Origin of the sequence: Micromonospora phaseoli, from assembly GCF_900109115.1 — a bacterium.
GTDB lineage: Bacteria > Actinomycetota > Actinomycetes > Mycobacteriales > Micromonosporaceae > Micromonospora > Micromonospora phaseoli.
This window is the reverse complement of record NZ_FNYV01000018.1, coordinates 31,614-58,473: the sequence shown is the minus strand read 5'-3', so window position 1 is coordinate 58,473 and position 26,860 is coordinate 31,614. Positions and strand designations below refer to the sequence as shown.

The following is a 26,860-nucleotide window of genomic DNA, read 5'->3' as shown; positions in this document are numbered from 1 at the left end:
CCAACAGTGAATATCCGGTATTAGCCCCCGTTTCCGAGGGTTATCCCAAAGCCTAGGGCAGGTTGCTCACGTGTTACTCACCCGTTCGCCGCTCGAGTACCCCGAAGGGCCTTTCCGCTCGACTTGCATGTGTTAAGCACGCCGCCAGCGTTCGTCCTGAGCCAGGATCAAACTCTCCAACAAAAACTGTCGAAAAATCATCCCAGCAACAAAAAATGTTGCCAAAGGAAACCCCACACCAAACAGACCAAAGCCTGCCCAGCACAAGGCATCAAAACAATTGGCACTGGCTTATCAAGCACCCTGTTGAGTTCTCAAAGAACAACCACACACCATACATCGGCTTCATTTACTGAAACCTCGTCTGGGGCAACCGCTCCAAACTATCCGAGTCGCTCTTCTAGGTCAACCTGAGTGTTCAGGTCTTCTTCGTAGCTCACTCGGGCCCACGTTGGCGCACGCCTGACGGCGGTCGCTTCTTTCGTGGAGAGCCGCAGACCGGCCGATCACTGCTTGCAGCGACCTGCCCGGCTCCTGCCGGCTTCAGAACCTTACCCGGCTGGCTTCGCGATCGCAACTCCATCTCGTGGAGTGCCTCGCACCACCCGGTCTCAGTCTCGCGAAGACGTTGTCCTCGCGATCCTGGCGCCCGTTCTCGGCCGGTTTGCCCCGGCTTCCCGCGTGCAGAGAGAAAGTTACGCGGACGCCCCGGATAAGGCAAATCATCGGACGTCGATGGTCTCGAGCGGGCGGTAACCCGCCCACTCCGATAGCGGCCACCCGAACCCGGCGTATACCAGTCCGTAACCGGTGGCGGCTGCCTCGTGCCGTCGGGCGGCTGCTTCATGCGCCAACGGCCACAGCCGCCGACCGCCGGGGCGTCAGGCTTGGTCGTGCGGCGGACCACAGACGGCGCCGACGTGCCAGAGTGTCTGACATGGATGACGTGTCCCGGCTCGCCAGTCCGGTCCTCGCCGAGGACGCGCTGCTCGGCCTCCTGCTGCCGTTCTGGCAGTTGATCATCGGCGCGTTCGTGCTGTTCGCCGTGGTGGTCTCCATCGGAAGGCTGGCGCGCCGGGGCCCGTCGCGGATGAGCACGGCGCTCCTGATCACCGCCGCCGCTATCGCCGGGCTGGCACTGGTCGGCGTACTGCTTCAAGGCTAGGGCCTGGACACCGGTTGCACGTTCCACTCCGACGCCAGCGTCGCCGGGCTCCGTCCGGACCGGCGCGGATGGTCGGCGTTGCTGGACCCCACCTGACGCAAGATCAGAGCCGGCGGTTGGCCAGACTGGGTAGCTCGGCGCGGATGCGCTCCAGACGGGCCAGGTCGATGTCGGCCACCGCGACCCCGGGGCCGTCGGGCACCTGGGCCAGCACCGTCCCCCACGGGTCTACCACCATGCTCCGCCCGTAACAGGTGCGGCCGGGCTCGTGATCCCCCGTCTGCCCGGCCGCCGCGACGAAGCACTGGTTCTCGATCGCGCGGGCCCGCAGCAGCACCTCCCAGTGGTCCCGCCCGGTGTGCATCATGAAGGCCGCCGGCACCACCAACAGCTGTGCGCCCCCATCCGTGGCCAGTTGGCGGTACAGCTCCGGGAAGCGCAGGTCATAGCAGATGGACAGACCGACCTGGAGCCCCTCGACGTCGACCACCACCGGTTGGTCGCCGGGTGCCACCGTGGCGGATTCCCGATACGACACCCGACCGGGGATCTCCACGTCGTACAGGTGGATCTTGCGGTAGCTGCCGGCAAGCGTGCCGGAGCGGTCGAAGACCAGCGTGGTGTTCCAGGTGCGCTGCGGGTCGGGGCCGGCCTCGTGGAAGGAGCCGGCGATCAGCCAGACAGACCGTCGTTGTGCGGCGGCGGCGAAGAACTGCCCGACCTCGCCGTCGGCCGGCTCCGGCGCTGGCATGCTGGCGCCGGGACCCAGGTAGTCGACGTACTCCGGGAGGAGCACCAGGTCCGCGCCAGCGTCTGCCGCGCGTTCGACCGCGGCTTCCGCCGCGGCGAGATTCGCCTTCCGGTCGTCGCGAGAGTTCAGCTGGCAGACGGCGACACGCATGCCTGCCAGCGTACGGCCGAACGGCAGACCCGCGCAGCGGGAGGCCGCGTCAGGCTGACTTCTCCTCGCGGTCACGCCGAGCACGGCGCCCGGTGAATTCCCGCGGGACGATGGTCGGGTTCACGTTCTCCAGTACCGCCTCGCGGCTGATGAGCACCCGGGCGGCGTCGGGGTTGCTGGGCACCTCGTACATCACGGAGAGCAGGACCTCCTCCATGATCGCGCGTAGGCCACGGGCACCCGTGCCGCGAAGCATCGCCTGGTCGGCAATCGCCTCCAGCGCCGGCCGCTCGAACTCCAGCTCGACGCCGTCCAGCTCGAACAGGCGCTGGTACTGCCGAACCAGGGCATTGCGCGGCTCGGTGAGGATCCGCACCAGTGCCGGGCGGTCGAGGCTGCGCACACTGGTGATCACCGGGAGGCGGCCGATGAACTCCGGGATCAACCCGAACTTCAGCATGTCCTCCGGCATCACCTGGCCGAAGATGTCGTCGGTGGAACGGTCGGAGACGGCGCGTAGGCGGGCGCCGAAGCCGGTGCCGCCGTGCCCCGTACGCGCCTCGATGATCTGATCCAGCCCGGCGAAGGCGCCACCGCAGATGAACAGCACGTTGGTGGTGTCGATCTGGATGAACTCCTGGTGCGGGTGTTTGCGTCCGCCCTGCGGCGGCACGTTGGCCACGGTGCCTTCGAGCATCTTCAGCAGCGCCTGCTGGACGCCCTCACCGGAGACGTCCCGAGTGATCGACGGGTTCTCCGACTTCCGGGCGATCTTGTCGACCTCGTCGATGTAGATGATGCCGGTCTCGGCCCGCTTGATGTCGTAGTCGGCGGCCTGGATCAGCTTGAGGAGGATGTTCTCCACGTCCTCACCGACGTAGCCCGCCTCCGTCAGGGCGGTGGCGTCGGCGATGGCGAACGGCACGTTCAACATCCGCGCCAGGGTCTGCGCCAGGTGGGTCTTGCCGCACCCGGTCGGGCCGAGCAGCAGGATGTTCGACTTGGCCAGCTCGACGCCGTCGTTGCCGGAGCCCGGCGCGCCGGCCGCCTCGGCCTGGATCCGCTTGTAGTGGTTGTAGACCGCGACGGCGAGGGCCTTCTTGGCCTGCTCCTGCCCCACGACGTAGTTGTCGAGGAACTGGCAGATCTCCATCGGCTTGGGAAGCTCTTCCCACTTCACCTCGCCGGACTCGGCCAACTCCTCTTCGATGATCTCGTTGCAGAGATCGATGCACTCGTCGCAGATGTAGACCCCGGGGCCCGCGATGAGCTTCTTGACCTGCTTCTGCGACTTGCCGCAGAAGGAGCATTTGAGTAGGTCGCCGCCGTCACCGATCCGTGCCACCTACGTTCTCCCTGCACTCATCGACCGGAGCTCCGGCCACGACCTGCGGAGGTCTGACGCTCCGCCCGTCTTCTTCTCACCCCGCCGGTCGCCCGGCGCAGCGGTACGGCCCCGACGTTACCCGCTGACGGAGGTTTCTCCGACCCCCAAAACGGGTGTGTCAGAGGTCGGCCGGCAACCGGCCCGGCCGACCTCCGTCCCCAAACTGGTCAGCTGGCGGCGTTGGCGGCCAGCAGGCCCTTCTTGCGGCTGCTGAGGATCGTGTCGACCAGCCCGTACTCGCGGGCCTCCTCGGCCGTCATGATCTTGTCCCGGTCGATGTCCTTGCGAACCAGGTCGACCGCGCGGTTGCAGTGCCGGGAGAGCATCTCCTCCAGCTGCGTACGCATCCGCAGGATCTCCCGGGCCTGGATCTCGATGTCCGAGCCCTGCCCGTAGCCGCCCTCGGTGGCCGGCTGGTGGATGATGATCCGCGAGTTCGGCAGCGCCATCCGCTTGCCCGGGGTGCCCGCGGAGAGCAGCACCGCAGCAGCGGAGGCGGCCTGGCCGAGGCAGACCGTGGAGATGTCCGGGCGGACGTACTGCATGGTGTCGTAGATCGCCGTCATCGCGGTGAACGAGCCACCCGGCGAGTTGATGTACATGATGATGTCCCGGTCGGGGTCCGTCCCCTCCAGGGTGAGCAGCTGGGCCATCACGTCGTTGGCCGACGCGTCGTCCACCTGGACACCGAGGAAGATGATGCGGTCCTCGAAGAGCTTGTTGTACGGGTTGGACTCCTTGACCCCGTACGACGTGCGCTCGACGAACGACGGCAGGACATAGCGGTTGTGCACGGCCGCGAACTGGGGCGGCAGGCTCAGGTCGGTCATCGTCTGCTCCTCGATCAGCTCAGGGTCCCGGCGCCCTCGGGAACCTGGGCGGCCCCGGTGATCACCTTGTCGATGAAGCCGTAGTCCACGCCCTCCTGGGCGGTGAACCAACGGTCCCGGTCCGAATCCGCCTCGATCTGCGTCGGCTGCTGACCGGTGTGGAAGGCGACCCGCTCCTGGAACATCCGCTTGGTGTACAGCATCTGCTCGGCCTGGATCGCGATGTCGGCGGCGGTGCCGCCCATGCCGCCGGACGGCTGGTGCATCATGATCCGGGCGTGCGGCAGGGCGTAACGCTTGCCCTTGGTGCCCGCACAGAGCAGCAGCTGGCCCATTGAGGCGGCCATGCCCATCGCCACGGTCGACACGTCGTTGTCGATGAACTGCATCGTGTCGTAGATGGCCATGCCGGAGTAGACCGAGCCACCGGGCGAGTTGATCCAGAGGTTGATGTCGCGGTCCGGATCCTCCGCGGCGAGCAGCAGCAGCTGCGCGCAGATGCGGTTGGCGACCTGGTCGGTCACCTCGCTGCCAAGGAAGATGATCCGCTCCTTGAGCAGCCGGTTGTAGACCGAGTCGTCGAGGTTGCCAATGGTGTCACCGCCACGGGCGTCAATAGCCCGCAGTGGCTTCGCTGGGATGTGCATGTCGGTCATGGCAGCCCTTCGCTTTCCGTACCGTCGTGTCCGACACTAACCGCTGGGCCGGCCGGCAGAGTCCCGGTCCGGGCACTGTTCGCTCTCAGCGCAGCACCGCGAGGCGTACCCGGAAATGGGATCGGGCCACCACCCACCGCGACCGGCGGACGGTGGCCCCACCCGGCGATCAGTGCTCGTGCGAGTGCTCCTGCTCGCTGGCCTCGCGCAGCGCGTCCAGGGTGACCACGTTGCCGGCCGCGTCCTTGATCGTGATGCGCTCCATGACGGTCGACAGCGCCTTGCCCCGCCGGACGTCGCCGTAGACCGCGCCGGCCGTGCCGGAGCGGACCAGCTGGTCGTAGTACTGCTGGGGGGCCATGCCGGCGCGCTGGGCGCGGTGGACGATCTCGTGGCCGAACTCGTCGTCGGAGACCTGCACGTCCTCGGCGTCGGCGAGCGTGTCGAGCAGCAGCTGGACCTTGACGCCCTGGGTGGCGGCCTCGGTCAGCTCGGTGTCGATCTGCTCCTCGGTCTTCTCCTCGGCGGCGAGGTAGTCCTCCAGGGAGGCGCCGATGCGCTCCAGCTGATCCACCATCGCCTGCTTGCGGCTCTCCACCTCGTCGCGGATGACGCCCTCCGGCGCCGGCACCTCGGCCGCCTCGACAAGCTGCTCGAGGGCCTTGTCCCGGGCGGCGTAGATCTGCTCGACCCGCTTGCCCCGGGTGACCCGCTCCCGCAGGTCGCCGCGCAGCTCCTCGATGGTGTCGAACTCGCTGGCGAGCTGGGCGAAGTCGTCGTCCAGCGCCGGCAGCTCCTTCTCCTTGACCGTGCGCACGGTCACCACCACGTCGGCGTCACGGCCGGCGAAGTCCCCGCCGACGAGCTGCGTGGTGAACGTGGTGTCGTCACCCGCGGCGAGACCCACAACCGCCTCGTCCAGACCCGGCAGGAGCTGCTTGCTGCCCACCTCGTGGGAGATGTTGCTGGCCGAGCCGCCCGGCACCTCCTCGCCGTCCACCGTCGCGCGCAGATCGATCTGGACGTAGTCGCCCTCCGCCGCCGCGCGTTCGACGGTCTTCAGGGTGGCGAAGCGCTCACGCAGGTTCTTCACCTGCTCGTCGATCTCGGTGTCGTCCACCTGCAGCTCGTCGACCGTCACCTCGATGGAGGCCAACTCGGGCACGGTGATCTCCGGCCGCACGTCGACCTCGGCGGTGAAGTTGAGCGAGTCGCCGTCGTTGAACTCGGTGATCTCCACCTCGGGGCGACCCAGGGTCTTCAGGTCGTGCTCACGCACCGCCGAGAGGATGTTCTGCGGGATGGCCTCCTGCACCGCCTCGTTGAGCACGGTGCCCCGACCGACCCGCTGGTCGATGATCGCGGCCGGCACCTTGCCCTTACGGAAGCCAGGAATCTGGATCTGCTGGCCGATCTCCCGGTACGCCTTCTTGAGGCTCGGCTCGAGCTCGACGAACGGCACCTCGATGGCGAGCCGCACGCGCGTCGGGCTCAGAGTCTCGACGGTGCTCTTCACAGGCGTACTCCTTGACGGATCTCGGTTTGAGTCTGGGCGCTCTTTCGGCCCATCGAGTGTAGGCGAGCCGACCCGGCGGACCGGCAGCGCCCAGGCACCGCAGCAACGGCGGAGACCGGCGACGACCGGCGCCCGGGACGACCCGGCCGCGAGCGGCAGTCGGGGTGGCGGGATTTGAACCCACGGCCCCTCGCTCCCAAAGCGAGTGCGCTACCAAGCTGCGCCACACCCCGTGGCGACGAGCAGTCTATGCCGTCGGTCCGACAACGGGATGCCGGGGCGTCACCCAACCCGCCGAACGCCCACAAAACAGACACCGGCGGCACGGGGTCGCCCCTCTGTGCCGTCCCACCCGGCGGAGGCCACACTTTGCGGGATGTTGCGGTCTCCGGACGGCGCGAGACCACGACAGGCCGGAAGTTGTGTGGATCATGAACGGCGCGGCACGCGGATACGGCCGCGCGGGCGCCACGGGCATTGGGTAGGCTGTCGGGCACGTCCCTCGTTCGGGGCGTACGCGGGCGTAGCTCAATGGCAGAGCTTCAGTCTTCCAAACTGACGGTGCGAGTTCGATTCTCGTCGCCCGCTCCAGCAACACCGGCCCAGGTCAACGGCGTGATCGCCGAGCCTGGGCCGTTCCCGTTCCTCGCACCGCACCTCAGGGGCAAGCTGCGGCGGGTTCACCGGCTCCCCGCCGAGGCACCCGAGCACCAAGACTGCCAGCGCCGCCACGAGCCGCGGGTTTGTCGTCCCGCGGGGCGACGGTGGCGGACCGGCGCGCTCAGATCGATGACGGGCATAGGGCAAGTGCCCTGATGGGCAGGTAACCCGCTCGTACCGACGCGGGCCATCCACGAGCCAGTAACCGTGGAGCCCCAGCGGTCATGAGCGGGCACGAGCAAAGCTGTACGACACGCAGACCTGCTGACGATCGCAGAGCGATCGGCGCCGCCTAACGCTCTTCTTCGAGGTCACACCCGAGGTTCGCTGATCGCGGCTTCGATGCGCAGTCCGATCCCGGTGGCGACGAGGAGACCCGCCAGGATGTGCGGCTCGGTCGACCCGTTGTCGCTCGACAGCGTGATGGCCGAGACGAGGAAGCCGGCGACCAGGGCCAGGTTCCCGAGGATGCGGACCGTGGAAGCACGCCTCGAAGCAGGGTTCACCGGAGGACCGTACCGGAGGCCGAGGGCCGGGCCGGACCGGTCACGGAAGGCGGAGGCGGCGCTGTAGCCAGGTGACGACCAGTTCGTCGAAGCCCGGGGCTCGGGCCGCACCGGCGTACGTCCGGATGTTGTGGTCGGCGCCGGGGAAGACCACGATCTCGTGGTCGGTGTGGCCTGCCTCGCGAAGGATGCTGGTGATGGCCCGCACGCTCGCCGGCACTGGTACGAGCAGGTCGTCGGCGCCGAAGATGGCCAGCAACGGGCAGGTGAGTTCCGTGAGCGCGGCGGTCGGGTCGTGGTCGGCGATGCCGGCCAGGAAGGCGATCGACCGGGGTGTCGTTCCGGCCAGCCTGGGGTACCACGGGGCGCTCTCCCACCGCGCCTGCCCGGCGTGGACGCGTACCGGATCCTCGCCGGAGCGCACCCGACGGACCTGGTCGTGAAGCAGCGCCACCGCCTGCTGGACGTCCGCGTCGCGGTGGCCCTCGGCGGGTAGCTGGTGGCGCAGCCGGTGCTCCTCCTGGGCCAGTACGCCCACCCCCGGGCCCGACACGCAGACCACCGCCGCGACGGTGTCACTCCGGGAGGCCGCGAGTTGGGCCACCCAGCCGCCCTGGCTGCCACCGATCAGCGCGACCGCGTCGGCTCGGATGTCCGGCCGGTCTCGCAGGGTGCGGACCGCGACCAGCGTCTCGTCGGCCCGGTCGGTGAGGGTCTGGCGGGTCCAGTCGCCGGTCGAGGAGCCAGAGCCGGGCTTGTCGTAGGCGAGGCTGGCGAAGCCGGCGGCGGCCAGGCGGGTCGGCCAGGCGCCCAGGTCACGGCCGCCCGGCCCGGAGCCTTCCACGAAGACCACCGCCGGGTACGGGCCCGGCCAGGGCGGTCGGACCAGGTCGCCGACCAGGTCGTCGCCGTCGTGCCGGAACGACAGCTCCGTCGACACCGGCTCGAACAACACGTCGCCAAGATATCCATTCATCCCCGCCAACGGGGATGGGCGGTCCTCCGGCTATCCGGTGGACGTGCGCCGGAGGACCAGTTTCCGATCCTCCTCGGGCAGGGCCTCGGCGGCCAGCAGCTGCGGCAACAGCTCCGGTTCGAGGGTCAGCGCGCGGAAGGCCAGCTCGATGGTCACCTGGTGGTCGGGCCGCTGCACGATCTCGATCGGGTCGGTGGCGCGGAGCTGGCCGGGCACGATCACCCGCAGGTACGCGCCGGGCACGGCGGCCCGGGTGAATCGCTTGATCCAGCCTTGCTGTCGCAGCCAGCCCTGAAACGTCCCGCACGGGATTCTCGGGCACGAGACTTCCAGGATGACGTCGGGCCCGATCCGCCAGCGCTCGCCGATCAGGGCACGGTTGACATCGAGGCCGGCGGTTGTCAGGTTCTCTCCGAAGCCGCCGTTGCCGAGCGTGGTGCCCAGTTCGGTTTCCCAGCGGTCCAGGTCTTCCCGGGCGTAGGCGTAGACGGCCTGGTCGGTGCCGCCGTGGTGTTTCACGTCGTAGACCCGGTCGCCCACCAGGCCGACCTCGCCGGTGCCCTTGGGGCCGGGGACCACGACGGCCACCGGACCCTCGACCGGACGTTTGTCGATGCCGGTCAACGCGGTCTCCTTCCACGGGTTGGGTCGCGGGCGGCCGACGTTGACTGTGAGCACCTTCATGCGGCGACGGTACGACGGTGAACCCGATCCGAGCGAGTACTTTCCAGCCCGCGCTGGACGAGGGCTGCACGGGTGGGACCGACGGGGCCGGGCTCAGCGTGCCGCGTGTTCGGCGCGGGCGGATGCGCCCACCTCGTGCAGGTGTCGCAGGGCCTGCCGATAGGAGGCGAGGAGACCGGTCTGTTCGTAGGCGACGCCGATCTCGGCGCAGTACGCCTGCACGATCGGTTGGGCCCGGCGCAGGTTGGGCGTCGGCATGCCGGGGAACAGGTGGTGCTCGATCTGGTAGTTCAGTCCGCCGAGCGCCACGTCGGTCAGCCAGTTGCCGTGGATGTTGCGGGAGGTCAGTACCTGTTTGCGGAGGAAGTCCTCGTCGCCGGTCGGGTGTGGCATGCCCTTGTGGTTGGGGGCGAACGTCATGCCCAGGTAGACGCCGAACAGAGCCTGGTGCAGCAGCAGGAAGGCGATGGCCTGGAGCGGCGCGAGGACCGCCAGCAGCGCCGCGAGGTAGCCGACGGCGTGCAGGATCAGCAGGGCGCTCTCGACGCCGCGCCGCCGCACCGTGCCGTCGCGCAGGGCCTTGACGCTGGACACCTTCAGGCTCGCGGCGAGCAGCGTCAGCAGGGGAAAGAACAGGACGGCCTGGTGCCGGGTGATGAAGCCTTTCAGCCCGCGCCGGCCGACGGCTGACTGCGCGGCCCAGATCAGCACCTCGGGGGCCACGTCCGGGTCCAGGTCGTCATGGTTGGGGTTGTTGTGGTGACGGGTGTGCTTGTCCATCCACCAGCCGTAGCTCATTCCGACGCAGAGATTGCCGGCGAGCAGTCCGGCGAGTTCACTGGGCCGTCTGGTGCGAAACACCTGGCGGTGCGCCAGGTCGTGCGCCACGAGTGCGACCTGGGCGAACGTGACGGCGAGGAAGACCGCCGTGATCATCTGCCACCAGGAGGAGCCGACCAGGAGGAACGCCGTCCAGCCGCCGAGATACATGAGCGCGACGACGCCCAGCCGGACGGCGTAGTAGGCGGGCCGGCGTCGCATCAGTCCGGCGCCGGTGATCCGGCGGGAGAGTACGGCGAAGTCACTGCCGGTCGTCGTGGTTGTCATGGCTTCAGCAGACCGCCCGCGACCCCGTGCCGTCAGGAGCGCTAACCCCCCGCTGCGAAGGGGTGCTGGCACCACCGACAAGCGGCGGCCGTCGTGGGCACAATATGACCTGTGGACGTGGCCGGAGCTGGTGAGCGGGTGCCCCCGTGGGTCCGGCGAGGTGGACGCTCCGTGCTGGCCGGCGCGGCCGGGATCGGTCTGGCGCTGACGAACCTTCCGCTGCTCGTCCTGTCGATCGCCTCGTTGGCGCTGGTGCCGGTGCCCTTCCTCGGCATGGCGCTCGTGCCCTGGACGACGAACTTGGTCAGGAAGCGCACTGATCTTGAGCGGCGGCTCGCCTCCCGGGCCGGTGTCCCGGTGGCACGTCCGTACCACCCGCCTCCGGAACGCGGCGTGCCCGGCGGCTGGCGACGCTTCCGGTGGACCCTGACCGACCCGGCCACCTGGCGGGACCTCGCCTGGCTCGTGCCGGGCGCCGTAGTCGGGATCGCCGTCGGCGCGATCGTTGTGGCCATTCCGCTGTACGGGCTGGCGGGTCTGACGCTGACGCCGGTGTGGATCTGGATGGGTACCGACTGGTACGGCTACGGCACCGTCTGGTCCGTCGACACGTTCGGCGAGGCTGTGCTCTGCGTGCCGCAGGGTGCCGCCATCCTGGCCGGTGGGCTGTGGGTGGCGCCGTGGCTACGGCGGGTCGACGCCTCCTTCGACCGGCTCCTGCTCGCCCCGACCAGAGCCGCCGAACTCCGATTGCGGGTCACCCAGCTGACCGTGACCCGTGCCGACACGGTGGACGCCCAGGCCGCGGAGCTGCGCCGCATCGAGCGCGACCTGCACGACGGCATCCAGGCGCGGCTCGTCTCGCTGGGCATGATGATCGGTCTCGCCGACGAGCTGATCGACCGGAACCCGGCAGCGGCTCACGAGATGCTCGCCGAGGCGCGTAAGTCCAGCGGCACGGCGCTGGTCGAGCTGCGGCATCTCGTCCGCGGCATCCACCCGCCCGTACTGGCGGAACGCGGGCTGGTCGGCGCGGTGCGGGCACTGGCGCTCAGCCTGCCGGTGCCGATCACGGTCGACGCCGATCTTTCTGGCCGGCTCGACACTCCCGTCGAGTCGGCGGCGTACTTCGCCGTGGCCGAGACCCTGACCAACGTGGTCCGGCACAGTCGCGCGCAGCACGCGTGGGTGTCGCTGTGCCACGACGCGGGGCGGTTGGCCATGGTGGTCACCGACGACGGGGCGGGAGGCGCCGACTCCGCCGCCGGTACCGGCCTGCGCGGTATCGAACGCCGCCTCGCCGCCTTCGATGGCACGATGACGCTGTCGAGCCCACCCGGTGGGCCCACCGTCATCACCATGGAGTTGCCGTGCGCGTTGTCATCGCCGAGGACCACGCACTCCTTCGCGACGGACTGACCCGGCTCCTGCGTGCCTTCGACTTCGACGTCGTCGCGTCCGTCGACAACGGCCCGGCACTGCTGCCCACCCTGGTCACCCACCGGCCCCAGGTGGCGGTGATCGACGTACGCCTGCCCCCGACGTTCACCGACGAGGGCTTGCAGGCCGCGATCGCGGCCCGCACCCAGATACCCGGGCTGCCGATCCTCGTGCTCTCCCAGCACGTCGAGCCCATGTACGCCCGCGAGCTGCTCAGCACCCCGCATGGTGGGGTGGGCTACCTCCTCAAGGATCGCGTCTTCGATGTCGGTGAGTTCGTCGACGCCGTCCGCCGGGTCGCCGCCGGCGGCAGCGCCATGGACCCGGAGGTGATCTCACAGCTCCTCGCCCGCCGGGAGCCGCTGGCGGTGCTCACCGCCCGCGAGCGGGAGGTGCTCGGCGAAATGGCCGAGGGCCGCTCCAACGCCGCCATCGCCACCAAGCTCCGCATCACCGAGAAGGCGGTGAGCAAACACATCAACAACATCCTCACCAAACTGGACATGCCGCCTTCCGACGACGACAACCGGCGCGTACTCGCCGTACTGGCGTACCTCAACGCCTGATCCGGAACGCGCCCGATCCGGTACGGCGGAGGTATACGCGACGCGTCGCCGGGGTAGCAGGCGGTGGTGACCTTCTCGATCGTCGCCCGCTGCCGACGTACCGGCGAGCTGGGCGTGGCCGCGCTCACCGCCAAAGCCCGGGGTGGGCAAACTGGTGAGCGATGCGCTCGACCTCGCCGAGCGGCTCCTGCTCTCGATCGAACTCGGTGAGGACGCCGGCGGCGACCGGCACGGGGCGCGGTCAGCGACCGTGACGGTGATCGGCGATCAGCCGTACCCCCGGTGGGACCTGCGGGTCGACGACCACGACCATCCGGCGAAGGAGCTGCGCCGGCTATACGACGTCTTCCACGAGGAGATGGCGCTGGCCGTGCGGCAGCTGCCCACCCGGGACGACCCGATGGGTGAGGCCGCCCGCCACATTCTCGGCTGATGCGGTACGCGTCGCATCGGGCGTCCTGCCAGCCGAGGTCAGTCGTTTCCGGCCGGGTCGGTGGGGTGCGCCTCGCCCGCTGGGCTCGTTCCTCCTGGAGCCGCCGGTGAGGGCTTGTTGAAGTGGATCAGGAAGTCGGGGACGCCGACGAGTTCGGTAACCTCGGGGCTGGGCTTGTCCTGGCCGCTGATGACCACCGTGCCGAAGTCCGCCGGAGTGAACGGGGCACCAGTGGCGAGAGCCGCCCGGACGTCCTCGATCTGCTGCTCCGTCACCCGTAGATAGCTGTAGATCTCGTCGCCGGCCATGTTCACACCGAGGATCAGCAGCAGCGCCAGCTTCGACGACTCGTCCTCCCGTACCCCCGACGTGGCCTCGGCAGCCGGCGGGCCGCCCTGGGCCCGGCGGCCGGCCAGCCACGACGAGCCGTGTTCCGTGTTCGGCCGGCCGGCGGTGACCGACGGCAGCAGGGCACGCAGCGGCACCGCGGCCGTCGCCGCGGCGCCGGTCAGCTCGCCGAGCTGCTGGGCCAGGAGCGTCGGTAGCTCGATGTTCTCCGTCTGCCGGAGATACTCGACCTGGTAGTGGATCGGCTCGGCAGTCGGCACGTCGCCGGTCAGTCGGAGGGTCACGGGCTCCCCGCCGATGCCTGAGGCAGGTAGCACCAGACCGGTGTGCGCGGCCTCCGTCTCGCGCGACCGCCGGTCCGATTCGAGCCATGCGACTGCCTGCCGGGAGGCGTCCGCCAGGGATCCCAGGCTGCTGATCCGGCCGTCACGTTCGAGCAGGACCTGCCGGGTCGCGTCCGGGCGACGGACCACGCCGGCCACCGCGGCCAGGGCGGTCCGTTGCTCCTCGGGCCCGAGGGCACCCTGCTTCGCGAGCGCGGCGAGCATCTGCACGGCGAAGTAGGCCCGGGCGGCGAACGGGTCGGCAGCGGCCCGGACGAGTTCCGCAAGGCCCGCCTCCGTGACCCGGTCCAGCCAGCGGAAGGATCCGAGGACCCGCTCACCGACCGAGTCGGTGTCCCAGGCCAGGTCCAGCAGCGCCCGCAGCGACGGCGCGTCACCGTCGCCCAGGATGGCCAGCAACGCACCCGCCACGCTGCGGGTGTGCCACCGTGGTTCGTTTCGCAGCAGGGTCAGCAGCAGGTCCGGCACGTCGCGCGGCTCACCGGCCACCGCCTCCCGCAGGGCTGCCGGTTGTTGCGTGGCCACCGCGTACAGCACCGACAGGTAGTCGGCGGCCATGTCCGACCGCCACGAACTGGACGCCTCAAGCAGGCTTGAGAGCTGCTCGACGACACGGTCGAGCAGCAGAGCGAGCAGCGGGTCCGGGGCAGCCAGCGGAGCGCTGTCGCCCGCCGGGACACCGCGAAGCACGAACCGTGCGGCCCGCCGCAGATCGGCCAGCCACGGGTCGCCGATCAGAAACGGGTCCACCGCCCCGACGAGGCCACGCAACACGAGGTCAGGCGCGATGACGCCGTCGTCCTCGATCGTCACGCCGGCCCGGGCGAGGGCGGTCAACGCGGCGACCGCGATCGAATCGCCAGGATCGCGGGCGAGCATCCACAGCTCCGCCACGGCCTCCGTGGTGTCCAGTTGGGGTGCCTCCCACGGCACCCGGTGCAGCAGGAACCCGAGCCCGTCGCAGGCGGCCTCGGCGAGCACGTCACCGGAGAGCGCCTCACCGAGCAGCGAGTCGAGGGAGAGAGCGGTCACGGGAAGGATCTGGCCGAGCAGTCGCAGCGCCTCCGCCGCCGCTTCGTCGCCGCTCTCGTTGACGCACTGACGGGCGGGGGCAACTGCCCGCCGCAGCCGGGGGGCCTCCATCCCGAACCGGCTCGGCGACCAGGCGACGCCGCGCAGCGCCCACAGGGCCCGCACCTGTTCCTCATCGGAGAGCCGGGGCAGCTCCGCCAGCAGCATGTCGAAGACCGGCAGGCGTAGGTGGCCCAGCGTCACGAGCAGCCGACGCCGACCCTCCGGCTCCTGCGACAGCAACTCCAGCGCCGACCTCAGGACGACGGGCGAGTCGTGCACGACGTCGGTCAGCGCCCACGAGAGGTCGCTGTAGAGGTTGTGGTGCCGTTCGCGGGTGGCGCAGACCAACCGGACGAGTTCCACGACCGTTGCCGCACCGAGCGTACTGGCCCGCAGTTTCGGTGGGCCCTGCCCGCCTCGGGACACCGAGGCGATGGCCGTCCGCGTCCTCAGCCGGACTCGGTCGTCAGCGCTGCTGAGCAGCTCCGGCAGGCGGGCCACCGCCGGCGGGTCCAGCTCACCGGACTCGATCGCCAGCAGCGTTGCGACGCCCGACAGGTCGGCATGGGGATGCTCGCGCCACCGGCGCAGACTCGTCAGCCGTGCGCTGGCCCGCCCGGCGGCCAGCAGGTCGACGGCATCGGCGACCTGCTGCGCCGCGACAATCGCGTCGATGCCGGCGGCAGCTGGCTCGTCCAGTCGAAGCGGTGTCACCCCGGCTGCCGCCCGCGCGAGCAGGGCGGCCAGCGCGGCCGGTCGTAGTTCGGCGTCAGACAGCGCGGACCAGGCGGTACGTTCCGATGTGAACCGGCTGATCGTGTCCCGCAACAGGTCGAGCCCACGACGGCACAGCACTGCCGTGGTGAGCGCTGCCCAGCCCTGCGTCGCATCCGCGTCCCGGCCGAGGTTCTCGTGGCTGAGCAGCGCACCAGCGGCGTCTCCCCGGGCGATGCTGCGCTCGCGGCGTGAGGTCAGCATCGCCTCGCACCGTCGGCGCAGGGCCTGCGTCTCGTCACCGGTCAGCGGGGGGAGGACCGACAGCACGCGGGCGATCTCGTCCGGCGGGGCGTCCCGCAGTGCGACGAGTGCCTCGCGTAACAGGCTCTCCTCGGCCTCCTGGTCCATCCACCGGGCTGTCCGGGCGAGCGCGCTGGCGCGGGCGGCCGGATCGTCGAGCTGCCGGGCGGCGGTCACCGCCCGCTCCAGCAGGTCGGGGCCGGGTGCGACCAACCGCTCCTGCACGGCGAGTTCGATCGCCCGCAACCGTTGGTGTCCATCGGTCAGGCCACCGAGTGCCCGGTCGAGTGTGCGCACGGTCCACCGGTCGCCGAGCAGCGCCGCGAGCCGGATCTGCGCGCGAAGCGCGGGGTATCCGGATCCGGGCTGTCCGTTGCGCCGGTCGAGGCGGGCAAGCGCCGTCGGATCGCCCGGTAAGCCGTCCCCGACCAGCGGTGCGTCGCCGGCCGACTGCTCGACGTCTTCGGCCATGTCGTGCTGATCCGGGCTATCCGCCGCGCCCTCGCCGGCCGGCTCCGCGGAGCCGGCCGCACCCAGCCGTTCGAGGGTACGTCGGGCGCTGGTCGGATCGGTGACCAGCACTTCCATGGCGAGGCAGGCCGCCTCGGTCCGGAATCCCGCGGCGATGATCTGCTCGGCGAGCCGGTCAAGGAACCAGCATCGGAGGAATCCCCAGCGGGGGTGCAGCCCCGCGAGCACCGTGAGTGCCTCCGCGAGGTCACCGGTGGGCGGTGAGAGCGGGTCCAGCAGCCAGTCGTCAGTGCCAGCGGCGACGACGGACTCGGTCTGCGCCACCCTGGCGACCGCCGAGGCCAGGCCACCCGCAGCCGCGGCGATGTCCCTACCTGCGACATCGAGCATGACGGCAGTCCCGTACTCCTTGTCGTCGCTGAACCCGCAGACCAGGAGCGCCAACTCCTCGGGCAGGTACCGCCCGATCGTTGTACCGCCGTCGACTCGGGGGTGTCCGACGACCCAGAGTGCGCGCACCACGTCGGTGAAGGTGTCCCGGGAAAGCTCGGCCGCCCCGGCTTCGTCCCCGGCCGGTCGGGCTCCGGCTGCCAGCGGTCCGAGGCCGGCGAGCGCGTCGCCGAGCAGCATCTCGGTTCGGCCCAGCCGCCACCGGGCTCGCCGCCGGACCGCCTCCACTGTGGCGGTGTCCTCGGTCGGGTCACCTGCCGGCGCCATGAGCGGAGCCGACTGCTCGCCGATGTCCAGTACCAGCCAGGCCGCCAGGGCGTCGCCGCGTGCCTCGGGATCGAGCTGCCGGTCAGCGAGCAGCTCGGCGAGCAGGTCCGGCAGGTCGGTGCCGGGCACGGCCGCACGCAACCAGGCCAACAGCCGATCCGTCAGTGGACTGTCGACCGCGATCTGTTCCGGCCGAAACGCCACCGGTTGGGGGCCACGGGCCGCGATCGCCGGCTCGATGAGGGTGTCGAGCAGGACCGCGGCGCGGTAGCGCTCGGCCGGTTCGCTGGTCGGCGCGGAGAACACCGACACGGCCTCGTCCCGGCGACGCAGCCAATGGATCATGTCGAGGAAGGGGATACCGCCGTAGAGGCAGAGGACGAGTCGGAGCCATCCGATGTCGCCGCGGACCCGGTCGCGCAGCGAAGCCTCACTCGTCAGGGCGGTACGCATCTGGTTGCGTACGCCGATCGTGGTGGTGCTGCGGATGCCGGCCCGACGTCTGCCACCGCCGGCGCCGGCGGTCGACGGTACGACGCTGACCATCGCGTCGACCAGCGCCTGCTGCGGGGCGTCCAGCCCGGCCCGGACCGCCTCTGGATCACCGCCCCCGGTCGCGGTCATCCGTCGGTGCAGCACGGTGAGCAGTGCGCGGGTCACCTGCCAGCCATGGTCCGCGCCGTCGCGGTACTGCGCCTGCAGGAGCGCCTGCACCACCGACCGGTCGTCCAGACGTAGCGCGTCGATCAGGCGGGCGGCGGCGACCATCGTCGCCGGTGCCGGATCACGCAGGTGCTCGCAGAGCGCTTCGCAGATCAGTCGAGGTGGGGTGTCGCCCTCCACGTTGGCGGTCCAGCGCAGCAGCGGCTCCAGCATCCGGGCACCGTCCGGGTGCAGCGTGTCGACGGCGCCGGTGAGCTCGGCCTCGGTCTCCACCGCCACCCGGACCAGGGCACGCAGGTGCTGCCGCCGCAGCCCGGCGACGTCAGCCAGGCTGTGGCTGAGCATCTCGGCGGCGAGTCGCCGGCCGGGCCCGGCGAGCAGGACGTCGAGGACCGAGGTGAAGACGCTCTCCGAGGCTCGGCTGAGCTGACCGAGGGCGAGCCGGACCGCTTCCAGCCAACGCGGATCGCCGAGACGGTCGCTGATGCCGGCGACGACCGCGTCCACCGTGTCGGCGTCGATCAACCACCGGCCGGCGAAGTACTCCTGCACCGTCAGGTGCCGGAACCCGTACAGCCCCTGCCCCCGGTCGGTGAGCAGGTCGATGCCGGCGATCACCACGTCCACCTGCTCGGCCACGGCCGGCGGAACCGGCTCGCCCAGCAGGCCCAGCGCCCGATCGCACAACTCGATGAGCGTCGGACGGTCGACGAGCCCACTTCGCGACACGTCGTGTATCTGGTACGCGACCGCGGCCTGCAGCCGGATCAGGGTGTCGACCGACGTGTCCGGGAACCGCAGCCCACCCCGCCGCACCGCGTACTCGACCATCGCGGTGTAGAGATCTGCCCGCAACCACCGGTCACGACGCGTACCGGGACGTCCGGCGAGTCCGGACAGGACCGCCGAGATCAACGACACCAGCAGGTACGGGTTGGCGGCAAGCTGCCCTACGGCGGCACCTCCACCGCTGATCACCTGGTCGATCTCGGTCCGTCTCGCTGCCTGGCTGCCCTCGGGGACGTTGGCGGCGGCGAAGTAGCCGCCGAGCCAGAAGTCGATGACCGCGCTGCCCCCGTCGCGGTCGAGCGGGCCGATCAGCAACTGCTCGAACCGCTCGTTGAGCGCCGCCGCGTAGTAGCCCGCGATCCGGCTGGTGATGATCGTCTGGTTGCCGCGGGCCCGGACGGGATGGTCGAGCCGGGCACCGCCGGACGCGGCGAAGACGTCCAGCGCGGCGGCCATGGAGCGGCGGTCGGCCAGGGTGGGTACCTCGTCGAGCCCGTCGACGATGAGAACCAGCCGCCGGCTGCGCAGTGCCACCCGGGCCATCCTGGCCAGTTCGTCAGGTGGCAACCGGTCGCCGCTGGCCGGGTCGGCGGGGGCCGCACCGGCCCAGCCGAGCTGGATGGCCAGGGCAGCCAGTCCCTCCGCCGACTCCTCCGCCCCGGCCAGGCCGACGGCGAGATCGGCGGCGCGGCAGAGCACCGGCAGCCGCCGCAGCACGTCGCGCTCACCGTCGTCGGCGAGTTGCCGTGCGGCAGTGTCGTGCGCGAGCCGACGGACCATGCTGCTCTTTCCGCTGCCGGGCTCGCCGAGCACGATGGCCCGCCAGACCGTGCCGGCCAGCTGGTCCGGGGACAGATCCGGCAGCCCGGCAAGGTCGAGCCGATCGATGGAGCGTGCCGAGGACAGATACGTCGGCAGCGGTCGGTCGGCGAGCGCCGCGAACTCGGCGTCGCTGTTCGGTGTCGGGCCGCCGCCACCGGCGGTCTGACGGGCACGACTGCGCAGATGGTCGAGTTCGGTGACCCGGGCGCGACCGGTCGAACCGTCGCGGACCAGTGGCCCCGGTGGCGGGCACTGGGCCAACGACATCGTCACGGGCACCCCGGCGATCACGCTGTCGATGCCGCTGTGCGTCCGCTGTACCCAGCGCAGGTATGCCTCGCGTACCGGGGCGAGCACGTCCTCGTCGGCCGCCTGGTCCCGGGCGGCGATCGGCTCGGCGCGCGGCGTCAACCGCACAGCCCGGACCAGCCGGTCGGTCGCGGCGACCTCGCCGACGGCGACCACCGGCATTCCGGCGAGTCGTCGATCGATCGCCTCGGGCCAGTTGTCCGGCTGGCCGAGCAGCACCAGGCCACTGCGGTCCGGATGGTTGTCGAGCCAGTAGGCGACCTGGTCGCGCACCCGCCGGTCGCGCACCACCGAGCTGTCCCGACCGACCACGACGAGAAGTGCCGCCTTGTCCATGACGGCGTACACCATTTCCCAGTCGTCGGGCTGGTGCAGGTGCCCGCCGGAGTAGAAGAGCTGCATGGGCAACGGGTCCAGCGCCACGAGCAGTGTCTGCTCGACCCAGTCCCGGTCGCTTTCCGGGTAGCAGACGAAGGCGGTGGTCGATGGCTGCGGATGCGCGGCCGACAGCGCCACCGTGAGACGTTCGATGACGCCGCTGTTGGCGATGTTCGTGCCGCCCGTGTTCGCCTGTCCGGCGGCGCCGGTCGTACCGCCGGGCAGGGTGCCGAGCAATCCGGCGAGCACGTCGGCAGGCGGTTGAGGTGGTCGACCGATGGGTGGCACGTCGTCCGGCGGCGGTGTCACCGAACCAGGAAACCCGGCTGGCGGGAGGCGCACAACCGTACGTGGCGCGGCCATTACTGACCGAACGGTTTAGCCGGCTCGGGAAGCGACGGGCCACGATGGAGCCATGTGGGGTAGTCGGTGGGCCGTCAGGTGGGTCGTGATCTCCGCGGTGGGGGGCGCCATGCTGCTGACCGCCGGCGTGGTCTTCCTGGCACGGGAGGGGCTCGAACGCGCGAGCTGGTGGGCCGGCCTGGGCGCATTCCTGGTCACAGTGGTCAGTGCCGCGGTCGCCGTGACGCGCGCCCGGGTGCGGCAGTCCTCGACCGATCCCCTGCCGTCCGCGTCATCCGCCGCACCGGATGCTCCGTCACCTGCCGACGGCGGCGACGACCACCAGCGCCACGAACCGATCCAGCGCACCGGCGATGTCCAGCAACGCAACAGCGGCGGCGTCAACATCGCGAACACCGGCACCATCGGCCGGGCCGAGGTCCGGACCGACGGGGGGACCAACTGGTGAGGCCCTTTCTCATCCCGTGCCAGTTCGGGGCGGCACGCGCCCCGTTTCCGCTGTACGCCGGCGAGCCGGCGGCCGGCACCCATCCGATGGAACAGCAGTCCGCCTGGTTGGGGCGGGTACGCGGCGGAACGGTACCGGTGGAGGTGATGGACTCGTTCGCAAAACTCTTCGCGATCGCACTCGAGAACAACGTCTCCTTCGAGGAGTTGTGCGTGTACGCGATGGAGCAGGCGACGAACGACGAGGCAACGACGGACGCAACCGACGGCGACCCGGCCGAGAGCGACAACGCACCCGACGAACCGGATAACATCGATCGATCTGGATAGGGCGACTACCATCCTGGCAACCGTCAACACCTCCGCCCGGGCCACCGCCTGTGGCAGAGGCAGCCAGGAGGAGGAACCGATGCCACTCCCCCGTCCGTACCGGCGATTCCCGTCCGCCACCCGCGCGCCGCTCGCCGCCCTGCTCACCGCCGCCGTCGTGACCGCGCTGGCCGCCGCTCCGGCCGCCGCCGCTCCGGCCGCCGGCGAGATCCGGTACGCCGGCGCGCCGACCGCCCTCGCCGGCAGCTACCTGGTGGTCCTTCGCGACGACGCGACCACCGGCAGCCGGGCCACCGCCGACCGACTGGCCAGGCGGTACGCGGGCCACGTCGATCGGGTGTTCAGCGCCGCGCTGCGCGGATTCGAGGTACGCCTGACCGAGCGGGCCGCCCGTCGGCTGGCCGCCGATCCGGCGGTCGCCCATGTCGAGCAGAACCGGACGGTGGCACTGACCGTGCCCGGGGTGCAGCTGAATCCGCCCTCCTGGGGGCTGGACCGGATCGACCAGCGGTACCTGCCCCTGGACCGCCGGTACGCGTACCCGAACACCGCGCCGAACGTGAACGCGTACGTCATCGACACCGGCGTGCGGGGCACCCACGGTGACTTCGGCGGCCGGGTCGGTGCCGGCGTGGACCTGGTCGACGGGCTGCCGGCGGACGACTGCAACGGGCACGGTACGCACGTCGCCGGCACCGTCGGCGGCACGCTGCACGGGGTGGCCAAGCGGGTGCGGGTACATCCGGTACGGGTGCTCAACTGCTCCGGCAGCGGCAGCATCGCCCAGGTGATCGCCGGGGTGGACTGGGTGCGGGCCAACGCGGTCCGCCCGGCGGTGGCGCTGATGGCGATCGGCGGCGGCGCGAGTACCGCGCTGGACGCGGCGGTGACCAACTCGATCAACTCGGGCGTCAGCTACGTGGTGACCGCCGGCAGCTCGAACGGTAACGCCTGCAGCGGCTCCCCCGCCCGGGTGCCGGCCGCGCTCACCGTCGCGGGCACCACGTCGACCGACGCCCGGATGCCCTCCGGCAACTACGGCTCCTGCCTGGACCTGTACGCGCCGGGTGCGAACATCACCTCGACCTGGCACAGCACGGACACGGCCACGGTGGTCCTCAGCGGCGGCTCGATGGCGGCAGCGCACGTGGCCGGTTGCGTCGCCCTCGCCCTACAGGCCAACCCCACCTGGACCCCGGCGCAGGTCGGCGCCTACCTGACGGGTCGGGCCACCGTCGGGGTGGTCGGCTCGGTGCCGAGTGCCACCCCCAACCGCCTGCTCTACTGCGGCCCCTGAGTGTTGTCGCGCACCTGCCGGGGATGAATCGCGCCGAGCCGGGTAAGCAGCGCGCCGTCCTGGTGGAGTGACGACCTCGGTCGCGGTGTCCCGCGACCACTCCCGGGCGGGCCGGCCATCGGGCCGGCCCGCCCGGTACGGGATGCCCTCAGGTGGTCAGCCAGTTCCACGCATCCATGATCCACTGCGTCTGCTGCAGATAGGCGACGCCCAGACCGGTGAGGAAGACCGCGGTCACCAGGTGGGCGCCGCGGGCACTGCGTCGCACCCGGCCCAGTTGCCGCTCCAGCACCACCCGACCCAGCAGCCGGGCCAGGGTGAAGAGCCCGGCCGCGACCAGCAGACTCACCACGAAGATCACAAACGGCCCGACGAGATCTCCGCCACCGGAGATCGCCCAGATCCCCCAGCACACGAAGGCGAACAGCGCTCCCGCCGTACTCCACTCACCGCCCCGCTTCAGCTGCGCCACATGCCAGCTCAACGGGCGTTTGGGTGCGGGCTCGCCCGGCCAGCCGGTCCCCGTGGGCTCGTGGTCCACGACCGGAAACGGCTCGGTCCGGGGCGTCCGGGCGCCGACCGAGGCGACGCCACGGCGGTACGGGTCACGCTGCGGCGGTATCTCGGCCTCGGGCTGCGGCGGCACCTCGACCGTGCGCTCCGCCCACGGCTGCGTCTGCTCGGGCATGTCGTCCCCTCCCCAGGACCGGCGGCGACCCCCGGGTCACCGCTGGAGACTTCGAGGGTAGCCAGCCCGCAAATCAGTCGCCGTACCCCCACCGATCGGTTAGACACGAGCGGTGACCTCCTCCACCCTGCCCATCGAGACCGCCCGCGCCGAGGACTACGACGAGATCGGCCGATTCCTCGGTGCCCTTTTCCATCACGGCGTCGATCCCGAGAGCCACGAAGCCGAACGCGCGATCTTCGAACCGGACCGCGCCCTGCTGGTACGCGACCGGGCGGAGTTGGTGGCCAGCGCCGCGGCGTACACCCGGGAACTGGGTGTTCCCGGCGGCGCACTGCCCGCCGCGCACGTCACCCTGGTCGGCGTCGCACCCACCCACCGCCGCCGGGGCCTGCTCACGGCGATGATGCACCGGCAGCTGCGTCAGATTCACGACGACCGCCGGGAGCCGATCGCCGTGCTCTGGGCCAGCGAGGGCCGGATCTACCCACGATTCGGCTACGGTCTGGCCGCGCAGCGGTTGCACGTCACCGGCGAGACCTCCGAGCTGCGGCTGCCGGCCCCGACGCCCGACGAGGGCCCGCTGCGTCTGGCCCGGCCGGCCGACTGCCAGGCCGAGCTGTCCCGGGTGTACGACCGGACCCGCGCCGAGCGGCCCGGCTGGTCCGCCCGGGATGACCGGTGGTGGCGGTACGTGCTGGTCGACCCGGAGGCCCAGCGCGGTGGCGCCACCGAGCGGCGGGCGGTGCTGCACGAGGGACCCGACGGCGTGGACGGCTACGGCCTGTTCCGCACCAAGGCCGAGTGGGACGACGCCGGCCCCAAGGGCCTGGCCACCGTCGACGAGGTGGTGGCGACCAGTCCGGTGGCGTACCGCGCGATCTGGCGGATGCTGCTCTCGCTCGACCTGACCCGGCAGCTGTCCTGGATGCGCGCGGCGGTGGACGAGCCGCTGCTGCGGATGGTGAACGAGCCACGCCGGCTCAGCGCCCGAGTGGTCGACGCGCTGTGGGTGCGGGTGGTCGACGTACCGGCCGCGCTCGCCGCCCGGCGCTACGCCACCGACATCGACGTGGTCATCGAGGTGACCGATCCGCTGCTGCCGGAGAACACCGGTCGATGGCGGCTGCGCGGTGGGCCGACGGAGGCCAGCTGCACCCCGGCGAGTGGACCGGCCGACCTGGCCTGCGACGTACGCTGCCTCGGCGAACTCTTCCTCGGCGGAACCGGGCTGGTCGCGCTCGCCGACGCCGGCCGACTCCATGAGCTACGCCCCGGCGCCCTCACCACCGCCGCCCCCGCCTTCCCCTGGCACCGCGCCGCCTCCGCCCTGGAGATCTTCTGACCCTCCGCACTCGTCGATCATGCAGTTGTGGCACCTAACAAAAGGTCCATAAGGCGCATAACGGCAACCACAACTGCATGATCGACGGCTGCCGGCGGACGGGTGGGGGGTACGGTCGGGGGGTGGCGGATGCGGAGCGGCGGCGACGGCGGAACCGGCACCACGGCGGCCACGAGGCCGCCGGTGGGGGTTCGACGGCGGCCACGGCGGGAGTACCCGACGGGGGCGATGCGCCCCGCGGCCGACGCGGCAGTCCCGCCGAGGATGGTGAGCGCGGGCTGCGCGGGCTGGTCGGCTCCGGCTCGTCACAGGTGAGCGTGACCGCGGCGATGCGGGCCCGGGACGCCGCCCGGCCGACGGACGAGGATCTCGCCGAGGCGGCGGCGCGGATCGTGATCGTGCGCCGGAACTGGACCCCGCGCGAGGAGTTGCCCCGCCGCTGACCTGTGCCGCGGCCCGGGCCCGGTGGGTCGAGCCGGGCCGGGTGGGTCAGGGCAGTTCGGGTAGCTGCCGGGTGCGCTCGTACTCGGCCACCTGCGCGATGCGGCGGGCGTGCCGCTCGCTGCCGGAGAACGAGGTGGTCAGGAACGCGTCGACGATGGCGGCGGCCTCGTCGAGGGTGTGCTGGCGGGCACCGACGGCAACCACGTTGGCGTCGTTGTGCTGACGGCCGAGCTGGGCGGTCTCCACGCTCCAGGCCAGCGCCGCCCGCACCCCGGCCACCTTGTTCGCGGCGATCTGCTCGCCGTTGCCCGAACCACCGATGACCACGCCCAGGCTGCCCGGATCGGCCACCACACGGGTGCCGGCGTGCAGGCAGAAGGCGGGGTAGTCATCCTCCGGGTCGTATGCGTGCGGGCCGATGTCGACCACCTCGTACCCCTGCTTGGCGAGGTGGTTGGCCAGGTGCACCTTCAGCTCGAAACCGGCGTGATCGGATCCCAGGTAGACGCGCATACCGGGCAGTCTGTCAGGCCCGTCCCGCCGGACACCGCCGGGGCGGCACCGGACGGGACGGGCCGCAGGTCACGGCCGGTCGGGCAGCTCGGCGACCACCAGGCCGCCGCGTGCCTTCGGGGTGAACCAGGTGCTCTTGCGGGGCATCTTCTCCCGGGCCAGGTTCACCGCGACGAAGTCGTCCACAGTCACCGGCGCGACCAGGATCGCCAGCTCGGCCCGCCCGGCCTCGACCTCACCGGTCAACCAGCTCGCCGGGTAGTCACCGCCGACGTAGGTGATCCGCTTGTCGCCCGGATCCAGACCGAGGGCGTCCCGCAGCAGCAGCCGTTCGACCAGGGCGTGGTCGAGGTTCTCCAGGCGGCTCGCGCCGGTGTGCGGCAGCGTCACCGCGTACGCCTGGCCGGGGAGTTGGAGCACGACGGTGCCGCCGGCGGTCGGCACCTCGGCCGGGCCGGCGACGCCGCTCACCTGCGCACCCGTTTCGCGGAGCCGGTCGAGCAACTCCTCCGGCGTGGTGGTCAGCTCGCTGACCAGACGGTTGTAGGGCTGGATCGCCACCGAGGCGGGCGTGGTGACGACCGCCAGGAAGTGCGACAGGCCACCGGTCTGCGCGGCCAGGCTGCGGTGGTTGCCGTCGGCCACCACCAGCTCGCCACCGCCGGCCAGCGCGGTCAGCTCGTCCTGCTGGGCACCGGGACCGACCAGCCAGATCGCGTGCGTACGGCCGGACTGGTCGATGTCGGTGGCGGCGGGAGCGCCGGCCGCGTCGGTGGCCACCGCGAGGGCGGCGTGCAACTCGTCGCCACGCCCGGTCTGCAGCAGCAGTACGGGTGAGAGGAGGTGCCCCAGCGCCTCGGCCAGGGCGACCCGCTCGCGAACCTTGGCGATGAAGACGTCCTCGTTGCGGATGACCAGGCCCGGCTCGTCGGCCCGGGTGGAGATCTGGTCGGTGTCGACCATGGCGAACAGCCCGTACGCCGGCTCCTCGCCGGGGGCGCTGATCCGGTACAGCACCACCACCTGCTCCGCCGGGGTGTAGCTGCCGTCGGCCTTGGCCTCCGCCAGTCGGCTCACCGCGTCCGGCAGGGCGTCGAGGAAGGACCTGCCGAGGCTTTCCGGAGCCTTGTGCGGCATCTCGATGCCAAGGGCGCTGTGCGGGTTCGCGTCGATGATCGCGGTGATCTCCGCGTCGTCGGCGAACTCGTCGTAGTTCTGCGCGCCAGTGCCGCCAGTGGTGATCCAGGCCCGGGTGATCGGGTGCACGACCGTCATGTCCGATGACGCTACCGGCGCCGGGTCCGGCACCGCCGTCGGACCCGCACCTCGTCCACCAGATGAAAGGAGGGGGCCCTTGTTAACGCCGGCGGTAGAGCAGGGGCCCCTTGTTAACGGTCGTACCCGCCCACCTGCCGGTGGCGGCCGGCGGGCGCGGGCAGCACAGCGGGGAGGTCGGCCGACGACGGATGCGGGCCGCGCAGTTCCTGTCCGGGTGGCGTCAGCAGTGACGTGACCGGCACCCGGGCGACACCCACCACAACGCGCGACCGGGCCGAACTGCCGGGCGCTTTCGGGGAACGGTCCTGTCGGGGCGCTGGCCGGCCGTCGGACAGGTCCCGACGGGGTACGAACCGGTTCTCGGGCCAGTCCTTCCGAGGTGTTGGCCCGCGACGC

Annotated in this window: 22 protein-coding genes, 2 tRNA genes and 1 rRNA gene; 10 read left to right on the top strand and 15 right to left on the bottom strand. The window is 70.9% G+C overall.

The window, feature by feature from the left end:
* Positions 1-183, bottom strand: a 16S ribosomal RNA gene (locus BMY89_RS28540); the annotation flags it as partial.
* A 754-nt stretch (positions 184-937) separates the two neighbouring features.
* Here BMY89_RS28540 and BMY89_RS28535 point away from each other — a divergent pair.
* Positions 938-1,165: a hypothetical protein gene (locus BMY89_RS28535; RefSeq protein WP_092383425.1), complete on the top strand. Its 228-nt coding sequence runs from the start codon at positions 938-940 to the stop codon at positions 1,163-1,165.
* Between the two features lie 103 nt (positions 1,166-1,268).
* On the opposite strand, the gene BMY89_RS28530 is transcribed toward BMY89_RS28535, so the two are convergent.
* The 6 genes from BMY89_RS28530 to BMY89_RS28505 form a co-directional block, all read right to left on the bottom strand.
* On the bottom strand, positions 1,269-2,066 hold the full coding sequence (locus tag BMY89_RS28530) for a carbon-nitrogen hydrolase family protein (protein ID WP_092383423.1): 798 nt from the start codon (positions 2,064-2,066) through the stop codon (positions 1,269-1,271).
* Positions 2,067-2,115: 49 nt separating this feature from the next.
* The gene (gene clpX / locus BMY89_RS28525; protein ID WP_092383421.1) at positions 2,116-3,411 is read right to left on the bottom strand and encodes an ATP-dependent Clp protease ATP-binding subunit ClpX; all 1,296 of its coding nucleotides are present in this window, start codon (positions 3,409-3,411) and stop codon (positions 2,116-2,118) included.
* A 209-nt stretch (positions 3,412-3,620) separates the two neighbouring features.
* Positions 3,621-4,283: an ATP-dependent Clp protease proteolytic subunit gene (locus BMY89_RS28520; protein WP_092383419.1), complete on the bottom strand. Its 663-nt coding sequence runs from the start codon at positions 4,281-4,283 to the stop codon at positions 3,621-3,623.
* Between the two features lie 14 nt (positions 4,284-4,297).
* Complete coding sequence (locus BMY89_RS28515) at positions 4,298-4,939, bottom strand: ATP-dependent Clp protease proteolytic subunit (protein WP_092383417.1); 642 nt, start codon at positions 4,937-4,939, stop codon at positions 4,298-4,300.
* 169 nt (positions 4,940-5,108) lie between these two features.
* Positions 5,109-6,455 carry a trigger factor gene (gene tig, locus BMY89_RS28510; protein WP_092383415.1) on the bottom strand — a complete coding sequence of 449 codons (1,347 nt, stop codon included), beginning with the start codon at positions 6,453-6,455 and terminating at the stop codon, positions 5,109-5,111.
* A gap of 159 nt (positions 6,456-6,614) precedes the next feature.
* Positions 6,615-6,688, bottom strand: a tRNA-Pro gene (locus BMY89_RS28505).
* Positions 6,689-6,972: 284 nt separating this feature from the next.
* On the opposite strand from BMY89_RS28505, the gene BMY89_RS28500 reads away from it, so the two are divergent.
* Positions 6,973-7,046, top strand: a tRNA-Gly gene (locus BMY89_RS28500).
* Positions 7,047-7,426: 380 nt separating this feature from the next.
* Here the strand turns inward: BMY89_RS28500 and BMY89_RS28495 are convergent.
* The 4 genes from BMY89_RS28495 to BMY89_RS28480 form a co-directional block, all read right to left on the bottom strand.
* A complete protein-coding gene (locus BMY89_RS28495) occupies positions 7,427-7,621 on the bottom strand; it encodes a hypothetical protein (protein ID WP_092383413.1) in 195 nt (64 codons plus the stop codon).
* Positions 7,622-7,661: 40 nt separating this feature from the next.
* A complete protein-coding gene (locus BMY89_RS28490) occupies positions 7,662-8,576 on the bottom strand; it encodes an alpha/beta hydrolase family protein (protein ID WP_170147794.1) in 915 nt (304 codons plus the stop codon).
* Between the two features lie 51 nt (positions 8,577-8,627).
* A complete protein-coding gene (locus tag BMY89_RS28485) occupies positions 8,628-9,281 on the bottom strand; it encodes an MOSC domain-containing protein (protein ID WP_092383409.1) in 654 nt (217 codons plus the stop codon).
* 93 nt (positions 9,282-9,374) lie between these two features.
* Complete coding sequence (locus tag BMY89_RS28480) at positions 9,375-10,388, bottom strand: fatty acid desaturase family protein (protein ID WP_092383407.1); 1,014 nt, start codon at positions 10,386-10,388, stop codon at positions 9,375-9,377.
* Positions 10,389-10,499: 111 nt separating this feature from the next.
* On the opposite strand from BMY89_RS28480, the gene BMY89_RS28475 reads away from it, so the two are divergent.
* The 3 genes from BMY89_RS28475 (at position 10,500) to BMY89_RS28465 (ending at position 12,827) form a co-directional block, all read left to right on the top strand.
* Positions 10,500-11,807 carry a sensor histidine kinase gene (locus BMY89_RS28475; RefSeq protein ID WP_232521598.1) on the top strand — a complete coding sequence of 436 codons (1,308 nt, stop codon included), beginning with the start codon at positions 10,500-10,502 and terminating at the stop codon, positions 11,805-11,807.
* On the top strand, positions 11,759-12,394 hold the full coding sequence (locus tag BMY89_RS28470; protein WP_092383405.1) for a response regulator transcription factor: 636 nt from the start codon (positions 11,759-11,761) through the stop codon (positions 12,392-12,394). Before BMY89_RS28475 ends, BMY89_RS28470 begins: the two co-directional genes overlap by 49 nt.
* Positions 12,395-12,548: 154 nt before the next feature.
* Entirely contained in the window at positions 12,549-12,827 is a 279-nt protein-coding gene (locus BMY89_RS28465; RefSeq protein WP_170147795.1) for a DUF1028 domain-containing protein, read from the top strand.
* A gap of 38 nt (positions 12,828-12,865) precedes the next feature.
* Here the strand turns inward: BMY89_RS28465 and BMY89_RS28460 are convergent, their stop codons facing one another.
* A complete protein-coding gene (locus BMY89_RS28460) occupies positions 12,866-20,068 on the bottom strand; it encodes an NACHT domain-containing protein (RefSeq protein ID WP_170147796.1) in 7,203 nt (2,400 codons plus the stop codon).
* A gap of 163 nt (positions 20,069-20,231) precedes the next feature.
* Between BMY89_RS28460 and BMY89_RS28455 the strand changes: the two genes are divergently transcribed.
* From BMY89_RS28455 to BMY89_RS28445, 3 genes are all read left to right on the top strand, one after another.
* On the top strand, positions 20,232-20,570 hold the full coding sequence (locus tag BMY89_RS28455; protein WP_139218037.1) for a hypothetical protein: 339 nt from the start codon (positions 20,232-20,234) through the stop codon (positions 20,568-20,570).
* Complete coding sequence (locus BMY89_RS28450) at positions 20,567-20,899, top strand: DUF2610 domain-containing protein (protein WP_092383397.1); 333 nt, start codon at positions 20,567-20,569, stop codon at positions 20,897-20,899. Before BMY89_RS28455 ends, BMY89_RS28450 begins: the two co-directional genes overlap by 4 nt.
* Positions 20,900-20,978: 79 nt before the next feature.
* Positions 20,979-22,196, top strand: a complete 1,218-nt coding sequence (locus BMY89_RS28445) for a S8 family peptidase (RefSeq protein ID WP_092383395.1) — start codon at positions 20,979-20,981, stop codon at positions 22,194-22,196.
* 148 nt (positions 22,197-22,344) lie between these two features.
* Here the strand turns inward: BMY89_RS28445 and BMY89_RS28440 are convergent, their stop codons facing one another.
* On the bottom strand, positions 22,345-22,884 hold the full coding sequence (locus BMY89_RS28440) for a hypothetical protein (RefSeq protein WP_092383393.1): 540 nt from the start codon (positions 22,882-22,884) through the stop codon (positions 22,345-22,347).
* Between the two features lie 112 nt (positions 22,885-22,996).
* Between BMY89_RS28440 and BMY89_RS28435 the strand changes: the two genes are divergently transcribed.
* Together BMY89_RS28435 and BMY89_RS28430 are read left to right on the top strand one after the other, a co-directional pair.
* A complete protein-coding gene (locus BMY89_RS28435; protein ID WP_092383391.1) occupies positions 22,997-24,229 on the top strand; it encodes a GNAT family N-acetyltransferase in 1,233 nt (410 codons plus the stop codon).
* Positions 24,230-24,351: 122 nt separating this feature from the next.
* Positions 24,352-24,672 carry a hypothetical protein gene (locus tag BMY89_RS28430; protein WP_092383435.1) on the top strand — a complete coding sequence of 107 codons (321 nt, stop codon included), beginning with the start codon at positions 24,352-24,354 and terminating at the stop codon, positions 24,670-24,672.
* A gap of 46 nt (positions 24,673-24,718) precedes the next feature.
* Here BMY89_RS28430 and BMY89_RS28425 read toward each other — a convergent pair whose 3' ends face one another.
* A complete protein-coding gene (locus tag BMY89_RS28425) occupies positions 24,719-25,186 on the bottom strand; it encodes a ribose-5-phosphate isomerase (protein WP_092383389.1) in 468 nt (155 codons plus the stop codon).
* 69 nt (positions 25,187-25,255) lie between these two features.
* On the bottom strand, positions 25,256-26,461 hold the full coding sequence (locus BMY89_RS28420; protein WP_092383387.1) for a DUF1015 family protein: 1,206 nt from the start codon (positions 26,459-26,461) through the stop codon (positions 25,256-25,258).
* Between the last annotated feature and the right edge of the window lie 399 nt (positions 26,462-26,860).